16 protein-coding genes are annotated in these 17345 nt (G+C 65.3%); 6 read left to right on the plus strand and 10 right to left on the minus strand.

Annotated elements, in window-relative coordinates; genetic code table 11:
- Positions 1-30 precede the first annotated feature (30 nt).
- Both TQ38_RS15720 and TQ38_RS15725 read right to left on the minus strand, forming a co-directional pair.
- A complete protein-coding gene (locus tag TQ38_RS15720; protein WP_043977076.1) occupies positions 31-306 on the minus strand; it encodes a hypothetical protein in 276 nt (91 codons plus the stop codon).
- Positions 307-398: 92 nt separating this feature from the next.
- Positions 399-1838, minus strand: coding sequence for a L,D-transpeptidase family protein (locus tag TQ38_RS15725; RefSeq protein WP_043977077.1), 1440 nt, complete (start codon positions 1836-1838; stop codon positions 399-401).
- A 163-nt stretch (positions 1839-2001) separates the two neighbouring features.
- Between TQ38_RS15725 and TQ38_RS15730 the strand changes: the two genes are divergently transcribed.
- The 3 genes from TQ38_RS15730 (at position 2002) to TQ38_RS15745 (ending at position 6834) form a co-directional block, all read left to right on the plus strand.
- A complete protein-coding gene (locus tag TQ38_RS15730; protein ID WP_052505831.1) occupies positions 2002-2889 on the plus strand; it encodes a DMT family transporter in 888 nt (295 codons plus the stop codon).
- Between the two features lie 137 nt (positions 2890-3026).
- Positions 3027-5699, plus strand: coding sequence for an aconitate hydratase AcnA (acnA, locus tag TQ38_RS15735; protein WP_043977078.1), 2673 nt, complete (start codon positions 3027-3029; stop codon positions 5697-5699).
- Positions 5700-6063: 364 nt separating this feature from the next.
- A complete protein-coding gene (locus tag TQ38_RS15745) occupies positions 6064-6834 on the plus strand; it encodes a hypothetical protein (RefSeq protein WP_052505832.1) in 771 nt (256 codons plus the stop codon).
- Positions 6835-7377: 543 nt separating this feature from the next.
- On the opposite strand, the gene ruvB is transcribed toward TQ38_RS15745, so the two are convergent.
- The 5 genes from ruvB to TQ38_RS15770 form a co-directional block, all read right to left on the minus strand.
- Complete coding sequence (ruvB, locus tag TQ38_RS15750) at positions 7378-8406, minus strand: Holliday junction branch migration DNA helicase RuvB (RefSeq protein WP_043977081.1); 1029 nt, start codon at positions 8404-8406, stop codon at positions 7378-7380.
- Between the two features lie 3 nt (positions 8407-8409).
- Complete coding sequence (ruvA, locus tag TQ38_RS15755) at positions 8410-9015, minus strand: Holliday junction branch migration protein RuvA (RefSeq protein ID WP_043977085.1); 606 nt, start codon at positions 9013-9015, stop codon at positions 8410-8412.
- Between the two features lie 235 nt (positions 9016-9250).
- Positions 9251-9688, minus strand: a complete 438-nt coding sequence (locus TQ38_RS15760; RefSeq protein WP_043977090.1) for a hypothetical protein — start codon at positions 9686-9688, stop codon at positions 9251-9253.
- Positions 9685-12084: a DNA translocase FtsK gene (locus TQ38_RS15765; RefSeq protein WP_043977094.1), complete on the minus strand. Its 2400-nt coding sequence runs from the start codon at positions 12082-12084 to the stop codon at positions 9685-9687. The genes TQ38_RS15760 and TQ38_RS15765 overlap by 4 nt, the downstream gene beginning before the upstream one ends.
- Before the next feature lie 90 nt (positions 12085-12174).
- Complete coding sequence (locus TQ38_RS15770; protein WP_043977096.1) at positions 12175-12747, minus strand: thiamine phosphate synthase; 573 nt, start codon at positions 12745-12747, stop codon at positions 12175-12177.
- Here TQ38_RS15770 and TQ38_RS15775 point away from each other — a divergent pair.
- Complete coding sequence (locus tag TQ38_RS15775; protein WP_043977097.1) at positions 12746-13402, plus strand: YggS family pyridoxal phosphate-dependent enzyme; 657 nt, start codon at positions 12746-12748, stop codon at positions 13400-13402. The two genes, TQ38_RS15770 and TQ38_RS15775, sit on opposite strands and share 2 nt — an antisense overlap.
- 294 nt (positions 13403-13696) lie before the next feature.
- Here the strand turns inward: TQ38_RS15775 and pyk are convergent, their stop codons facing one another.
- Entirely contained in the window at positions 13697-15190 is a 1494-nt protein-coding gene (gene pyk, locus TQ38_RS15780; RefSeq protein ID WP_043977099.1) for a pyruvate kinase, read from the minus strand.
- A 77-nt stretch (positions 15191-15267) separates the two neighbouring features.
- On the opposite strand from pyk, the gene TQ38_RS15785 reads away from it, so the two are divergent.
- Positions 15268-15579, plus strand: a complete 312-nt coding sequence (locus tag TQ38_RS15785; protein WP_043977101.1) for a DUF1244 domain-containing protein — start codon at positions 15268-15270, stop codon at positions 15577-15579.
- A 17-nt stretch (positions 15580-15596) separates the two neighbouring features.
- Here TQ38_RS15785 and sugE read toward each other — a convergent pair whose 3' ends face one another.
- Positions 15597-15914: a quaternary ammonium compound efflux SMR transporter SugE gene (sugE, locus tag TQ38_RS15790; RefSeq protein WP_043977102.1), complete on the minus strand. Its 318-nt coding sequence runs from the start codon at positions 15912-15914 to the stop codon at positions 15597-15599.
- Positions 15915-16285: 371 nt separating this feature from the next.
- Here sugE and TQ38_RS15795 point away from each other — a divergent pair, with 371 nt between their 5' ends.
- Entirely contained in the window at positions 16286-16522 is a 237-nt protein-coding gene (locus TQ38_RS15795; protein ID WP_043977104.1) for a DUF2312 domain-containing protein, read from the plus strand.
- Positions 16523-16564: 42 nt separating this feature from the next.
- On the opposite strand, the gene TQ38_RS15800 is transcribed toward TQ38_RS15795, so the two are convergent.
- Complete coding sequence (locus tag TQ38_RS15800; protein ID WP_043977105.1) at positions 16565-17278, minus strand: CPBP family glutamic-type intramembrane protease; 714 nt, start codon at positions 17276-17278, stop codon at positions 16565-16567.
- Positions 17279-17345 lie beyond the last annotated feature (67 nt).

A 17345-nucleotide genomic window follows, 5' to 3' on the forward strand; every position in this document is an offset into this window, starting at 1 on the left:
CCCCGTCGCTATGTGACTGACGGGGAGGGATCAGGCGTCGAAAGTCACCGGCACCGCCAGCAGGAACGGCAGTTCGGGCGAGACGATGCGCGATTCCGCGCCGTTGTCATGGATCAGCACCACGCGCCCGACGCCCGGCGTCGCCACCACGGCCGTGACCGTATCGACCCAGTCGTGCAGCAAGTCGCGAATGCGGGACAAGGCCTCGGCCTCGCGCGTGGTCGTGCCGGAGGCTTCGAGTTCGGCCTCGAGGTCGGCGATGCGGGCGGTGGCCTCATCGATGCGGTCGGCGTTTTGGTCGGTCATCGCGGGCTATGCTCCTTACCTGCGATGACGACTTGGCCCTCGCAGCGGCGCGGGACAAGCGCGCCGCCGCTTAGATCGCCGCCGCGTTACCCTTACAGCGGGTTGTCGAGCTGGATGATCGCCTCGTCGCTGGCGCGCTGGGTGGTCTTGAGCTGGCGCGCGGTCTTGAAGCTGGCGAGCACCGGCGCATCGCGCTCGTAGATGTCGGCAAACGGCTTCAACTCGCCGTCGATCGAGCGGGCGAAGGTGAAGTAGGTGAGGTAGACGGGGAATGTCCGCGTCATCGCCACTTTCTTGTACTCACCCGCGCGCGACAGTTCGGCAGCGTCGGTGGCGGACATCTGGGCGCCCAGGATCGCCATGGTCATGCCCAGTTCCACAGCCCGCTCGGTACGAATGCAGCCGTGGCTGAAGGCGCGCACGTCGGAATTGAAGTACTGCTTCGAAGGCGTGTCGTGCAGGTAGATCGCATGGGGATTGGGCATGTCGATCTTCATGAGACCAAGCGCGTTGCTTGGCCCCGGCTGCTGGACAACGGTGATCATGCCGTTCTCCGCCTTGTAGCCCTTGTAGTGGTTGGCGGCCGCCCACCGGGGATTGGCCAGCACCTTGGCGCCCAGCCCCTCGCCCTTGACGATCGACTGCGGCACTGTCCAGGTCGGGTTGAACACCACTGCGCTCACCGTTTCGGCCAACTGCGGGGTGGCGGTGCGGCCGGGCTTGCCGACCACCGTCTTGTAGCTGCGCAGGATCTTGTTCTTCACCACGAGACGCAGCTGGAATTCTGGCACGTTGGTCAGCAGGTAAACGCTGCCCAGATCGCGGGCCAGCCAGCGCCAACGGTCCATGTTGGCCTGGATCAGCGCCCGGCGCGGCTTGTTCGTCATCGCCGTGGCATTCAGCTCGGTCTTGAGCGCGGCGTAATCCGGGTTGGTCGGCGCCAGCTTGTCGACGACGCCGGCAATGTCATGATCGGCCAAGGCCTGCGCCATGATCTGCCCGGTGGGCATCGCGTCCTGATCGGGATCGACCGCGAACCACTGCACACGCGCCGTCATCGGCGTGCGGCCATCGCGCAGATCCTCGATCAGCCAGCCGAACACGCGGCTCGCCAAGGCATCCAGCGCATCGCCTTCGCCGGCCGCAATAGCGGTTTTCAGCGCGGCGGGCTGGTAATCGGCGGGCATAAGCCCTTCCTTGCCGATATATTCGATGGTCTTGAGCAGGCCCTGCGCATCCGCCAGCGTCCACGGCATCACCGGTTCGGCCACCACGGTTTCCTGCACCATCGGCACGGAAACCATCGGCGTGCCCACCGGGCTTTGCATCGAGGTGACAGGCGCCGGAGGAACCGGAACCGGCGCGGGAACGCGCTTCGACGTCGAAGTCGGCGCCGCGCTCGGGATGCTTTTGGGCAGCAGGTCCTCGGGCATTTCGGTCTTGATCTTCTGCGCCTGCGCAGACTGCGCACCGAGAGCCAGGATCGTGAACGCCGAGACGACGCCGGGACCAAACCGCTTGAAACTCACCATATTTCCTTGAAACCTGCCCGATTGAATATCCTCAGGATGACGCACGAAGTCCGCCTAAGGTTGCCACGATGTGGCCTTTTACGCCTTTCTCTTCAAGGATGCGACATGTCGCAGGCATGAATTGCTTGCGCACAACCTTGCACGGGACGACAGGCGGGGTGTCATGCACATGCCTTCCCGCCCCCCTCAAGTGCTACTGCCGGTGCTGGCCGTCATCGCCGGAATCGCCGCCTTCAGCGTGATGGACGCGGCGATGAAGGCCGCCTCGCTGGCCGTGGGCGTGCTTACGGCGCTGCTGCTGCGCAATGTCTTCGCGACTTTGATGACACTGCCGCTGTGGCTCGCAGCCGGCCGCCCGGTGCCCAGTCGCAAAGTTGCCAGGCTGCATTTCCAGCGCTCGGCGGTGACGTCGGTGATGGCGGCGCTGTTCTTCCACGGACTGGTGCGCATTCCCATGGCAGAGGGCATGGCAATCTCGTTCTTCGCGCCGATCATCGCGCTCTATTTCGCGGCGCTGCTGCTGGGCGAGAAGATCCACCCGCGCGCAATCCTGGCCGCGCTGCTGGGGCTTGTCGGCATGGTGGTCATCGGTGCCGACCGTTTCGGCGCAGGTGAATATGGTCCTCAGGCGATCGAGGGCACGATCGCCATCGTTTTCTCGGCCATATTCTATGCGCTCAACCTTGTGTTGCAGCGCAAGCAGGCGCTGCTCGCGGGCCCGATCGAGATCGCCCAGTTCCAGAACTTTAACCTCGCGCTGATTTTCCTCACCTTCGCGCCGTTCTACTGGACTATGCCCGATACGGCCACTTTGTACTGGACCCTCGCCGGGGGGGCGCTGGCCACCACCGCGCTGCTGTTCCTGTCCTGGGGGTACGCCCGCGCCGAGGCGCAAGTGCTGGTGCCAGTGGAATATACCGGCTTCCTCTGGGCCGCGCTGATGGGCTGGCTGATCTTCGGCGAGACGCTTGGCCCCGGCGTTATCGCGGGAACCACCTTGATCGTTCTGGGTTGCTGGATTGGCACAAGGCGTGCGCAAAACCACACTTAAGTCTAACCCCCGCTACACTTGACCTTCCACCCCTGAGCGCGCATCCGCAAGCCGACGAAACCGCTTGTCGCACTGCAGCACGGTTCAGGAGCGCCGGAGGCAGCGGGCAGGCCCAGACAAAGGGAAAAAAGCCCACCATGACCCAAGTCGGACAGGACTCGCTCGGGACCCGCAGCACCATGACCGTCGGCGGCAAGGCCGTCGCATACTACTCGCTCAAGAAAGCATCCGAGAAAATCGGCGACGTCAGCCGCCTGCCTTTCTCGATGAAAGTGCTGCTTGAGAACCTCCTGCGCTTCGAAGACGGCGGATTCACCGTCTCCACCGATGATATCAAGGCCATCGTCGACTGGCAGCAGAACCCCGTCACTGGCGAGGAAATCCAGTACCGCCCCGCGCGCGTACTGCTTCAGGATTTCACCGGCGTCCCTTGCGTGGTCGATCTGGCCGCCATGCGCGATGCCATCGCCAAGCTCGGCGGCGATACCTCCAAGATCAACCCGTTGGTTCCCGTGAACCTGGTCATCGACCACTCGGTCATGGTCGACGAGTTCGGCCACCCCAAAGCCGCCGAGCAGAACGTAGAGATCGAATACCAGCGCAACATGGAGCGCTACGACTTCCTCAAGTGGGGCTCCAAGTCGCTCGACAATTTCTATGCCGTTCCCCCGGGCACCGGCATCTGCCACCAGGTCAACCTGGAGAATATCGCCAAGACCGTGTGGTCCTCGACCGACCAGAACGGCGATCTCGTCGCTTATCCCGATACCTGCGTCGGCACTGACAGCCACACCACCATGGTCAACGGCCTGGGCGTGCTGGGCTGGGGCGTGGGCGGCATCGAAGCAGAAGCCGCGATGCTGGGCCAGCCGGTCTCGATGCTGATCCCCGAAGTGGTCGGCTTCAAGCTGATCGGCGAACTTCAGGAAGGCGTCACCGCCACCGATCTCGTGCTCACCTGCACGTCGATGCTGCGCAAACACGGCGTCGTCGGCCGCTTCGTCGAATATTTCGGCCCCGGCCTCGCCTCGCTGAGCCTTGCCGACCGCGCGACGCTGGCCAACATGGCCCCCGAATACGGCGCCACCTGCGGCTTCTTCGGCATCGACGACAAGACGCTGGATTACCTGCGCCTCACCGGCCGCGAGGAAGAGCAAATCGCCCTCGTCGAAGCCTATGCGCGCGAGCAGGGCTTCTGGATCGACCCGGCCGCCGCCGACCCGATCTTCACCAGCACGCTCGAACTGGACATGGCCACGGTCGTGCCCTCGCTCGCCGGGCCGAAGCGCCCGCAGGACTGGGTTGCGCTCCCCGAAGTCGACGACGTGTTCAACGCCGACATGGCAACCACGTACAAGAAGACCCCGCAGCGCGTACCGGTGGAAGGCAAGGACTTCGACATCGGTGACGGCGACGTCATGATCGCGGCGATCACCAGCTGCACCAACACCTCGAACCCGAGCGTGCTGGTCGCCGCCGGCCTCGTCGCCAAGAAGGCCGACGAACTCGGCCTGAAGCCCAAGCCCTGGGTCAAGACCAGCCTCGCCCCTGGATCGCAGGTCGTTACCGACTACCTGGAAAAGGCCGGCCTGCAGTTGCACCTCGACAACATCGGCTTCAACCTTGTCGGTTACGGCTGCACCACCTGCATCGGCAACTCCGGCCCGCTGGCCGAGCCGATCAGCAAGGCGATCAACGAGAACGGCCTGGTCGCCAGCGCCGTGATCTCGGGCAATCGCAACTTTGAGGGCCGCGTATCGCCGGACGTGCGCGCCAACTTCCTGGCCTCGCCGCCGCTGGTCGTCGCCTACGCCCTGAAGGGCACCGTGGTGGAAGATTTCACCACCACCCCGATCGGCAAGAGCAAGGACGGCGCCGATGTCTATCTCAGGGACATCTGGCCGACCAATCTTGAAGTGAATGAGACCATGAACGCCTGCGTCGACCGCGCGATGTTCCAGGCCCGCTACGCCGACGTCTACAAGGGCGACGCGCATTGGCAGGCAATCAACGTCGTCGGCTCGGACACCTATTCGTGGCGTGCCGGTTCGACTTATGTGGCCAACCCGCCTTACTTCGAGGGCATGGAAATGACCCCGGCGCCGGTTTCGGACATCATCGAGGCAAAGCCGCTGCTGGTGCTGGGCGATTCGATCACCACCGACCACATCTCGCCGGCCGGCTCGATCAAGGCCGACAGCCCGGCGGGCAAGTGGCTGATGGAGCACCAGGTCGCCAAGGCGGACTTCAACTCCTACGGTTCGCGCCGCGGCCACCATGACGTCATGATGCGCGGCACTTTCGCCAACATCCGCATCCGCAACGAAATGGTCCCCGGCGTCGAAGGCGGCATGAGCCGCTTCGAGGGCGAAGTGCTCCCGGTCTTCGACGTGGCCGAGAAGTACAAGGCCCAAGGCACCCCGATGGTGGTCGTGGCCGGCAAGGAATACGGCACCGGCTCCTCGCGTGACTGGGCCGCCAAGGGCACCAACCTGCTGGGCGTGCGCGTGGTCATCGTCGAGAGCTTCGAGCGCATCCACCGCTCGAACCTGGTCGGCATGGGCGTCCTGCCGCTGCAGTTCAAGAACGGCGACAGCCGCACCTCGCTGGCGCTGGACGGCGATTGCAGCTTCACCATCACGGGCGTGGCCAGCCTGAAGCCGCAGCAGGATGTCGAGGTCGAAGTGACCAAGGCCGACGGCTCCAAGCTCACCTTCACCGCGCTGTGCCGCATCGATACCGCCAACGAAGTCGAGTACTTCATGAACGGCGGCATCCTCCAGTACGTGCTGCGCAAACTGGCCGCCTGATTTTTTCTGGCGCTGAAGAAAACCCCGTCCGGGCAACCGGGCGGGGTTTTCTTTTGCCCGGCGGGCCTTCGACAAGCTCAGGCTGAGCGGGGGTGACGGAAAGACTACCTCCCCCCGCTCAGGCTGAGCAGGGGCGACGGAAAGACTACCTCTCCCCCGCCCAGGCTGAGCGGGTGCAGCGGAAAGATTACCTCTCCCCGCTCATGCTGAGCTTGTCGAAGCACGAGCGGCACGCGGCCCCGCCGCAATCAATACAAGACGCTCACGAAAAAGGGCGACGCCTGCTGGCGCCGCCCTTCACATATGGGCACCGTTTGCACGGCCACCCTCCCCATGTGTTCGTTATACCGGCGCTCAGGCCGCCTTGGCGCGCGCGAACCGGCGACGGCCGACGATTGCGGCCGCTGCGGCGCCGAACAGGATCAGCATCGGCGGTGCAGGCACGTCGGTGCCGCCCGAAGTGGTCGACGTCGAACCGCCCGAAGACGAGGAACTCGTCGACGACGAGCTGGACGTGCTCGACGAGGAACTGGTCGCCCCGCCCGTGGTCGACGAGGAAGAGCCCGACGAAGACGAGGAACCGCTGCTCGACGATCCGGTCGAAGTCGCCCCGCCGGTGGTGGTGTTGTCGTTTCCTCCCGATGAGCTGGAAGACGAACTCGACGAAGACGAAGAGCTGGACGACGAGGAAGACGAAGACGACGAAGTGCTGCTGGTGATGTTACCCGAGGTGCTGCTGGTGACGTTGCCCGAAGTGCTGCTCGTCACGTTCCCGGAGGTGCTGCTGGTCACATTGCCCGAAGTCGTGCTGGTGACGTTGCCCGAGGTGGACGATGTCGTCGAGGTGATGCCGCCGGTGGTGGAGGAAACCCCGCCGGTGGTCGTCGAAGTCGATCCGCCCGTGGTCGAGGTCACACCGCCGGTCGTGGTCGACGAGGAAGTCGAGGTAACGCCGCCCGTGGTGGTGACACCGCCGGTCGTCGTGACGCCGCTGGTGGTGGAACTGATGACGACATTGCCGCCGCCGCTGCTTCCACCGCCGCCGCCAAAGAACCCGCCGAAGAACCCGCCGCCGAAGCCGCCCATCGGGCCGCCGCCGATCACAACCGGGGTGCCGCCGCCGCCGCCCGAATAGGACGCGGGCGGAGCTGGGGGAATGTACGGGGCGGGCAGCGGAACCATCGCGGCCTGCTGCTGGTCGCAGCAGGTGCGCTTGATGATCTTGCGCACGCGCTTGGTGGTGCGCGGATCATCCTTGCGGACGATGCGCTTCACCGGCTTTGCCGGGACGGCCGTCTTGGCCATCTTGACCTTGCGGTACTCGGTCTTCGCTGACTGCGTTTCCGCCACGTGGACGGCGCCGCCACCGATGATAGCGCAGCCTGCTGCACAGGCAGACAGTTTCGCAAGGGCCATCCGAACGGACATACTGGTTGCTCTCTTTTGTTTTGCCTGGATCGCGGCAGTGTCTTGAACCGACACTTGCGATCCATCTGCCAGAAACAACGCAGAGTCCGGTTAACGGGACAACGGCGTTAACCGCTATTCTCACGTCCCAAGGCGGGAAAACTGGTTAATTTATTCTTCTAACCATGGGGTTGTACCGAAACGGGACTGTCTGGGCGGCCAGATGTAAATTTCCCCGACGGTTTTGCCAACCGAATCAAGCCGGTGGCTCTCAACCTTCCGAATCGAAAAGCCCGTTCTGAGGGGCTGTTGGAGGGCTCATTCCCAAGTGGGTCCAGCCCCGATCGTTAAGGCAACGGCCGCGCGCGGTGCGTGCTACCAGACCAAGCTGAATGAGATATGGCTCAATTACTTCTTCGATCGTGTCACGCGGTTCGGAAAGGCCTGCCGCCAGCGTTTCCACGCCCACGGGGCCGCCCTTGTAGATATCCGCGATCATCCGCAGGTAGCGCCGGTCCTGCGAATCGAGACCGATCGAATCAACCTCGAGCCGGGTCAGCGAATCGTCCGCGATCTCACGCGTGATCACGTCGCAACCCGCGACATGCGCGAAATCGCGCACGCGCCGCATCAGCCGCCCTGCCACACGCGGAGTACCGCGCGCGCGCCGAGCGATCTCGGTCGCGCCGCCCTTGTCCATGCCGATGCCCAGCAGCCCGGCGCCGCGCGTGACGACCTTTTCCAGTTCCTCCACCGAATAGAACTGCAACCGCACCGGAATGCCGAAACGGTCGCGCAGCGGGGTTTGGAGCAAGCCTTGCCGCGTCGTGGCGCCGACCAGCGTGAACGGCGGCAGGTCGATCCTGACGGAGCGGGCCGATGGCCCTTCGCCGATGATGAGGTCGAGCGCGCGGTCCTCCATCGCGGGGTAGAGCACTTCCTCGACCACGGGATTGAGGCGGTGAATCTCGTCGATGAACAGCACGTCGCCCTGTTCGAGATTGGTCAGCAGGGCCGCCAGATCGCCCGCCTTGGCGATGACCGGGCCGCTGGTGGCCCGAAAACCCACGCCCAGTTCGCGCGCGACGATCTGCGCCAGCGTGGTCTTGCCCAGCCCCGGCGGCCCGAAGAACAGCACATGATCCATCGCCTCGCGCCGTGACTTGGCGCTTTCGATGAACACCCGCAGGTTGTCTTTCGCCCCGGCCTGACCGACGAATTCTTCCAGGGTCTTGGGCCGCAGCGCGGCATCGGCGTCCTCGGGCTGACGGATCGGCGTGAGAATGGGATTGTCGGTCATGTCTTAACCCGCCGCCCGCTTCAGCGCCACGCGCACAAGGTCGTTCAGCCCCGCATCCTCGCCCAGTTCCTCCACCGCCTTGCCTACCGCCATGGCGGCGACCGCAGGCTTGAAGCCCAGGTTCTGCAAGGCCGAAACGGCGTCCGCGCTGGCCGAGCCGGGCGGTACGAAAGCAATCGCTCCGGGCAGGCCGGGCGCAGTGGGCAATGCGCCTGCCTTGTCCTTCAATTCGTTGACGATGCGGCTGGCCAGCTTCGGCCCCACACCGTTGGCCCGCGCCACCATAGCCGAATCGCCGCCAGCACAGGCCCGCTGGATTTCCTCGGTCGTCAGCGCCGACAGGATCGCCAGCGCCACTTTCGAGCCCACACCCTGCACAGCCGTCAGCAGGCGGAACCAGTTACGCTCCGCCGCGCTGGCAAAGCCGATCAGGCGCTGGTCGGTTTCCGAAACCTGCATCTCGGTGTGGATCACTACCCGGTCGCCCCGGATGCCGAGATGATCGAGCGTGCGCGCCGAGCACTGGACGAGATAGCCCACGCCGTTCACGTCGATGATCGCCCAGTCGGGCCCGGTGTCGTCGAGAAGACCTGTTAGCTTGGCGATCATGGTTTGTTCCTATGGCAGGAAGCAATTCGCTGCGCCAGTCCCTATCGGGAGAGTTGGAAGAGTTGGAAGGGACGAACTGGGGCCATCGCCCCAGACCCCGGGAATGTCGCCGTAGCGCGCGATGCATTGTCCGGCTCACCGTGCGCGCACCTACGATGCCGCACGCGTGACCTCGACGGTAAAGGGGTCTGGGGCAATGGCCCCAGGTCTTCCCTTTATAGCCCGAACCGTCCCCTCAACGCGGCAGAATGCCCATACAGACGTACTTCAAAACCTTGCCGTCCTCGGAATTCCAGTCGAAGCGGGTCACCGGGCCTGCCACCGTCGAAGCGCCCAGCGGCGCGCCGGTCGGGCCAATGACCCGCCACTGCACTTTCACCACGCGCCCGCCGGAACAGTCCACGCTGCGGACCGAAAAGGTGGTGCTGCCACGCGCGAGCTGCGGGGTTGGATTGAGAATGACCACCGCCTCCCGGAAGGTGCGCCCCAATCCTCCAGCCACTACGCTTGCGGCATCAATGCGGATGCTGCGGCCAAGCAGACGTTCCACATCGACGGCGAAGACCTTCACCCACTTGCCGGTCAGCACCTTCAGCGTCGTGTCCGCAGCCGCCGGGGTGGCGGCGAGAGCGGCAAGCGCCAGCGCCGCCCATTTCAATCCGCACCGCTTCACAGCGGGTTGCCGTTCTCGTCGCGGTAGATGTCGCGGCGGCCGACGTGGTTGGCGGGGCCCACGAAGCCGTCGTTCTCCATGCGCTCCACCCATTTGGCGGCGGTATTGTAGCCCACGCCCATCTGGCGCTGCAGCCACGATACCGAGACCTTCTGGTTCTCGAACACGAGGTGGCAGACCTGGCGGTACTTGCGCTCGTCCGGCGCGTCGGAAGCTGTGGCGTCGAGGTCGTCGAAGCCGAAGCTGCCTTCCTCGGGCTCCTCGGTGACGGCGTCGATGTAGTCGGGCTTGCCCTGCGTGCGCCAGTAGGTGGCGACCTGTTCCACTTCCTCGTCCGATACGAACGGGCCGTGGACGCGCTTGATCGGGTCGGAGCTGGGTTTGTAGAGCATATCGCCCTTGCCCAGCAGCTGTTCCGCGCCCTGTTCGCCCAGGATCGTGCGACTGTCGATGCGGCTGGTGACGGCGAAGGATACGCGGGTCGGCAGGTTGGCCTTGATGACGCCGGTGATGACGTCGACCGAGGGGCGCTGCGTCGCCATGATGAGGTGGATGCCCGCCGCACGGCTCTTTTGCGAGAGGCGCTGGATCAGCACTTCGATTTCCTTGCCGACAGTGACCATGAGGTCGGCCAGCTCGTCGACGATGAGGACGATCTGGGGCAGCGTTTCATAGTCGAGCTGGCGGTCCTCGTAGAGTTCCTCGCCGGTGTCGGGGTCGAAGCCAATCTGGATGCGGCGCCCCAGCGGCTTGCCCTTAGCGGCGGCGGTGCGGACCTTTTCGTTGAAGCTGGCGAGGTTGCGGACGCTGATCTCGCTCATCATGCGGTAGCGGCGCTCCATCTCCTCGACCGCCCATTTCAGGGCGCGGATGGCTTTGGGCGGCTCGGTGACGACGGGCGAGAGCAGGTGCGGGATATCGTCGTAGCTCTTGAGTTCGAGCACCTTGGGATCGACTAGGATCAGGCGGCACTGCGCCGGGGTGAGGCGGTACAGCAGCGAGAGCAGGATCGCGTTGAGGCCCACCGACTTACCCGAACCGGTCGTACCGGCGACCAGCAGGTGAGGCATGGTGGCAAGATCTGCAACCACAGGTTCACCGGCGATGTCCTTGCCAAGGATGATCGGCAACATGCCCTTGTGGTTGGCGAAGGCCTCGGACGCGACCATTTCCTTGAACGAGACCATCTGGCGGTCCGCGTTCGGCAGTTCGATGCCCATGACGGTGCGGCCCGGGATCGAGGATACGCGGGCCGAAATCGCCGACATGTTGCGGGCGATGTCGTCGGCCAGGCCGATCACGCGGCTGGCCTTGATGCCCGGTGCAGGCTCCAGTTCGTACATGGTGACGACCGGGCCGGTGCGCACGGCGGTGATCTCGCCCTTGACGTTGAAGTCGTCGAGCACGGTTTCCAGCAGGCGGGCGTTACGCTCCAGGCTGAGCTTGTCGATCTTGGGCTGCGAATTGGGCTGCGGGTCTTCCAGCAGATCCAGGCTGGGCAGCGTGTACTTGTCGAACATGTCCTTCTGGCGGTCGCCGAAACCGACTTGCGCGGGGGTGGCGGAAACCTTGGGGTCGGCGATCTCGGGCGGTTTGCGGGGCTTGTCGGCGATAGGCGGGGCGATGCCGGCATTGCCGGCGGCGGCTTCAGCCACGCGCGGAGCGGCTTCGGCGCGGGCCGTTTCCTTCTTTTCCCTGCCGGCCTTGAAGGGCATTTCCTCGGGCACGGACAAGCCGCCCGGCAGGCGGCCGATGCGGCCCGGCAGCGTCAGCAGGCGCACCCAGTCGAGCGCGAAGACGCGCCCCGCCAGCATCACGCCCACGCCCAGGCACACCAGCGCGAGGGCCAGCTTGATCCAGTTCTGCACCGGTTCTGGCGAAAGGCCGGCGATCGCGGTGACCGCCTTGGCGCCCAGCAGCCCGGAAATACCGCCCATCGAGGCAGGTAGTGAGCCGCCCGGCTGGGTGAACCACAACGACAGCACCGTTGCGATCAGCAGCATCGCCAGCGCCAGCACGCCGAAGGGCATCCACCAGCGCTGGTCGCTATGCTCTATCTCGCCGTCGTCCTCTTCGACCAGCAGCCACAGCTTGCGCGCGAAGACGTAAAGCAGCGGGACCAGCAGGGCGGAAACCGGACCGAACAGGAACAACGCGCGCTCCGCCGTCCAAGCGCCGGTCGGGCCCATCCAGTTCTGCACATCGCCGCCGGCGGCGGTGGAGGTGGACGGGTCGGTCTGCTGGTAGCTTACCAGCGCCAGCGCCAGAAACACCATCGCCGCAAACAGCGCGATCGAGCCGGACAGCTCTCCGGCGCGGCGCAGCGAGCGCTTCAGGACGGCGCGCCAATCCGGCTTGGCGATACGCCGACCGGGCGCGATGGGCCGAGTAGCCATGTAAAATTCCCTTGGGGTTCGTGCGCCGATTATGCGGCGGAGGGGGACTCCGCGTCAAGAATGGATGGGGAACGCGGCTGTGGAGGGGGACTACCGCGCGCCGCCGGACAACCCGTCGATTGCAGCCCAGCGCTCTAGTCGGAAGGCCCGCGCCCGCCGCGCCGTCACGCCGCCCAGCGCAATCACAGGCACTTGGGAGCGCGCGGCAAGCAGGCGGAAGCGCACAGGGCCAAGCGTGTGTCCACCGGGGTGCGAGGCCGTGGCGAAAACGGGCGAGATCAGCACCGCATCGGCCCTTGCGCGGTGGGCCTGCGCCAGTTCGCGCGGGTCATGCACGGTAACCAGCCGCAGGACGCCGGGGCCTTGCGCAAGGCGGTCCGCCCCGCCGTAGGCGCCATGCGCTTTCCATGCCCGCGCCTGCCGTGCCTCCCCCGCCAGCACCATGACATGCCCGAATCGCCGTGCCGCGCGGGCGAGCGCGTTGAACCGCGCGCGCCGTTCCAGCGGAGGCAGGTGATAATGCCGGAACACCAGCCCCGACCCGCGCGGCAGACGTTCCAGCACAGCCTCGATCCGGTCATCGTTGCGGGCATCGCTGATAAGCCATATGGCAGGAAGGGACGGCTGGCGGTTCGGCACAAGGACGCTATAGCAGCGCGCCATGGATCAGCTAGAAGACATCCGCGCCCGCATCGCCCAGTCCGCGCGCATTGCGGGACGCCAGCCCGGCGCCGTAGAACTCGTCGCCATTTCCAAGACCCACGCCGCCGAAGCGATCGAGCCGCTGCTCGCCGCCGGCCAGCGCGTGTTCGGCGAAAATCGCGTTCAGGAAGCACAGGAAAAGTGGCTGCCCTTGCGCGAAGCCTATCCCGACGTGAAACTGCACCTCGTCGGCCAGCTTCAGTCGAACAAGGCCGAGGATGCCGTCGCCCTGTTCGACTGCATCCACTCGGTGGATCGCCCCTCGCTGGTCGCAGCACTGGGCAAGGCGATGGAAAAAGCGGAACGGCAGGTGCCCTGCTTTATCCAGGTCAACATCGGCGCTGAAGACCAGAAAGGCGGCTGCGCGATTGCCGAAGTGCCTGCGTTGTTGGCGTCGGCGCGTGAAGCTGGGTTGCCCGTGATCGGCCTGATGTGCGTGCCGCCCTTCGATATCGAGGCCGCCCCGTTCTTCGCTTTGCTGGCGAAGATCGCAGCCGATAATGGGCTGGAGCAGCTCTCCATGGGGATGAGCGACGACTTTGAAACTGCCGTGCTGCTGGGCGCTACGCATGTTCGGGTGGGCAGCGCTTTGTTTGGGTCGCGGCAGAAGAAGTAGAGGGTAGAACAGGGGTCATCGCCCCTGCACCCCGGTTTTGTCGAAGCCACGCGCGTGGCCACGTTTTGCGCCCACGGTGAGCCGGGGGACATTCGTGGCCTGTGGCGCAAATAGTCACCCCGTCATTCCCGCGTAGGCGGGAATCCATCCGGGTTCAGCGCCGTGCCGCGAGATGGATCCCCGCCTGCGCGGGGATGACGAAGAGCTATTTGGCCGGCTCCGAATAACTGCACGCACTGCGCCGGCAATAAAGGGGCCTGGGGCGATGGCCCCAGAACTTCCTCCTCATCCAGTTTACTTCGGCGTATCCAACTCGTTGCCCGTCAGCGTCACGATATGCAGCAGGTTCGTCGACCCCGGCACCCCGAACGGCACGCCGGCCAGCGTCACCAGCCGCGATCCCGCTGCGCCGAAGCCGTGGCGCAGGGCCATGCGCTTGCCCTTGGCGATCATCTCCTCGAAGCTGCCGATGTCCCGGGTGATGACACAGTGCGTGCCCCAGAGCATCGCCAGGCGCCGTGCCGTCTTCTGCGCCGGGGTCAGGACCAGCATCGCCGCTGCCGGGCGTTCGCGTGCCACGCGGCGGGCCGAGCCGCCCGAGCCGGTGAAGACGATGATGCCTTCGATGGTCAGGGTATCGGCGATCTGGGCGCAGGATTCCGAAAGGGCATCGGCGCTGGTGGCGTCGGGCGGAGTCTGGGCGATGTGGATGCGCTGCCGGTACGTCGGATCGCTTTCGACGCGCACCGCGATGCGATCCATGATCGTCACCGCCTCGACAGGCCACTGGCCTGCCGCCGTCTCGGCCGAGAGCATCACCGCGTCGGCGCCGTCGTAGACCGCGTTGGCGACGTCGGAAACCTCGGCCCGGGTCGGCGAGGGGCTGGTGATCATCGATTCCAGCATCTGCGTCGCCACGACCACCGGCTTGCCCTGAGCACGGGTCTTTTCGATGATGTGCTTCTGGATCGGCGGCACTTCCTCGGGCAGCAGTTCGACGCCGAGGTCGCCGCGCGCCACCATGATGCCGTCCGACAGCTCGATGATCTCGTCGAGGCTTTCGACGGCCGCCGGCTTTTCGATCTTGGACATGATCGCCGCATAGCCACCCGACAGGCGGCGGGCTTCGGCGACGTCTTCGGGACGCTGGACGAAGGACAGGCCGATCCAGTCCGCCTTCTGCTCCACCGCGAAGGCAAGGTCGCGCCGGTCTTTTTCGGTCAGCGCGGGGATCGGGATGAGCGCGTCGGGAATGTTCACGCCCTTGCGGTCCGAGATCGGCCCGCCGACTTCGGCGCTGCACAGGATCGCATCGGGTTCGGCGCGGATGACCATGAGGCGCAGCTTGCCATCGTCGATCAGCAGGCGCTGGCCCTTCTGGAGGATGCCGAACAGTTCCGGGTGCGGCAGGCAGACCCGCTCGTCGTTGCCGGGCGTGGGATCGCGGTCGAGTGTGAAGTGGGCGCTGTGGCGGATGAAGGCCTTGCCGCCTTCGAACGTGCCGACGCGCAGCTTGGGGCCCTGCAGGTCGCACAGGATGGCGACGGGGCGCTCGAGGTCCTTTTCCACCGCGCGGATGTTGGCAATGGTTTCGCGGTGGGTGTCGTGGTCGCCGTGGCTCATGTTGACGCGGAAGGCATCGGCGCCCGCCTTGAGCAGCTTGGCGATCGTCTCCTTGTCGCGGCTTGCGGGGCCGAGTGTCGCCAGGATCTTCACTTTGCGCTGGCGCTTGATGCCCCGGTGATGAGGCGAGCGGCGATAGGGAGCGGCGGGGGGAGTGCTAACCAAGGTTCTGTCTGCCTCTTTCAGGATCGGGGGTTCATATGGCAAAGGCAGCATTACAAACCAAGGACGATTGGCGGATTATGAACGATAGTGACCGTATAGATGCGTTGGATGACGCCGTGGCTGCGGCGGCTTTCCGCCGATTGGTACGCCATCTGCAGCAGCGTCACGATGCGCAGAACATCGAGTTGATGGGCCTGGCGGGTTTCTGCCGCAATTGCCTGGCAGACTGGATTCGCGATGCCGGTTTCGAAGGCGACAAGGCCGAGGCGCGCGCTGTCATCCACGGCATGCCCGCCGGCGAGTGGAAGGACAAGTACCAGAGCGAGGCTACGCCGGAGCAGCTGGCGCGCATGGACGAGAGCATGAAGAAAAACGCCCCGTCACATTGAGCGCGCATTGAACGCGGTCAGGGCGTCGCGACTTTCATGAGCACGATGCCCGAGAGGATCAGCCCGGCGGCGAGCAACCGCAGCGGGCTGGCCGCCTCGCCCAGGAACACTATGCCGACGGCGAAGGCGCCCAGCGCGCCGATCCCGGTCCACACCGCATAAGCGGTGCCCAGCGGCAATGCCCGCATCGCGCTTGCCAGCAGGGCGAAGCTGGCGATCATCGCGACGATCGTCACTACGGTGGGCCAAGGCCGTGAAAAACCCTCCGACTGCTTCATCGCGGAAGCCCAGACCACTTCGAGCAGGCCGGCGATGAAAAGAAAGATCCAGGACATGGCGCGGGCTTTTTCCAACAAGGGTTGAGTGCCGGGCCGTCCCGGTCTTGAAGCTCCGCTGGAGGCGCGAACGTGGTCGGCGCGGGGCCGAAATAGCGCCGTGATCGGGCGCGGGCAAGTCAGGTGCCAGCTGAGGTGAAAGTTCAGGTGCAAGTTGATGAAACACATGCGCGGCGCGCGCGCGTGCAAACGAGGGAAAACGACGGTGCAAAGAGCGGCCGCGATGCTAGCAGGCCGGCGCGGTGTAGGAAAATCGTGAAGGGCCCCCTTCCCTCCACATGATTTCCACAGGCGGGTGCTTTGCCCGAATCCCTTCGCCTCGCTATCAGCGCGCCAACCGATTCACGCTTTATACCGGAGCACGTACCCCAATGGCCGAAACCACCGACGATCGCCTGCGCCTGCTGATCGAGCGCGTCGAGCGCCTCGAAGAGGAAAAGAAGGGCATCTCGGACGACATCCGCGACGTCTACAACGAGGCCAAGGCGGTCGGCTACGACGTCAAGATCATGCGCCAGATCGTCCGCATCCGTAAGATGAAGCCCGACGATCGCCGCGAACAGGACATGCTGCTCGACACCTACAAGTCGGCACTCGGCATCGACTGAAGGACCCCGCTTCGCCCGCGATCATGAGCGAAGCGGCAGCGATCAACTGCCCGCCATCACCAGTGCCATGCTTGAAGCATTGGCGATGGCGTGCTGGAGAATCGCCGCAGGAAGACCAATGCGCTGGCGGGTGAAACCCAGCAGCAGCGCAGCCCAGAACTGGGGCAGGACCATCGGCAGCGATGCGATCGACGCACTTGGGTAGTTCATCAGGTGAACGCCCGCGAACAGCGCCGCCACTGCCCAGAACACACCCGGATAGGCCGCCGCGAAGGCAGCCGAAGGCCCCCGGCGCCGCAGCCACCACCATCCGCCCGCCGCCGCCAGGACGCTAGCCAGCAGCAGCCCCGCCAGGACCAGCGGCGCGATCGCCTGCGCCGTCATCGTCAGGACCACGAACAGCGCGAAGCAGCCCAGCAGCCACAGCGCGCGGGGCCTGCCGGTATGCCAGCCGCGAAAGATGATTTCCTCCAGCAGCGGCGCGATCAGGATCGTGATCGGCAGCAACCAGCCGCCCGGCAGCTTGCCGAAAGCGTCCGGCAGCGGCAGGTCGAACGCCTTCTGCCACATGCCCAGCAGCGGCAGCAGCACCAGCAGCAACCCGCCGACATGCACCGCCGCCAGTAGGCCCAGCGCGCGCCAGGCCTCGCCCCGGCGCAGCCCCCAGGGCACCAGCACTGCCGGCCGTTTGAGAAAACCGGCCAGTTCGCGCAGGATCTGCGGGCCGGGAATGCGGGTCTCGATCTGTGTCGCCATAGGCCCTGCTAGCCGCTTTCCCTTGCCAATTCGCTACCTTGCGAGAACCCCTGCGCCGGTGCAAGCA

The organism is Novosphingobium sp. P6W, from assembly GCF_000876675.2.
Lineage (GTDB): Bacteria > Pseudomonadota > Alphaproteobacteria > Sphingomonadales > Sphingomonadaceae > Novosphingobium.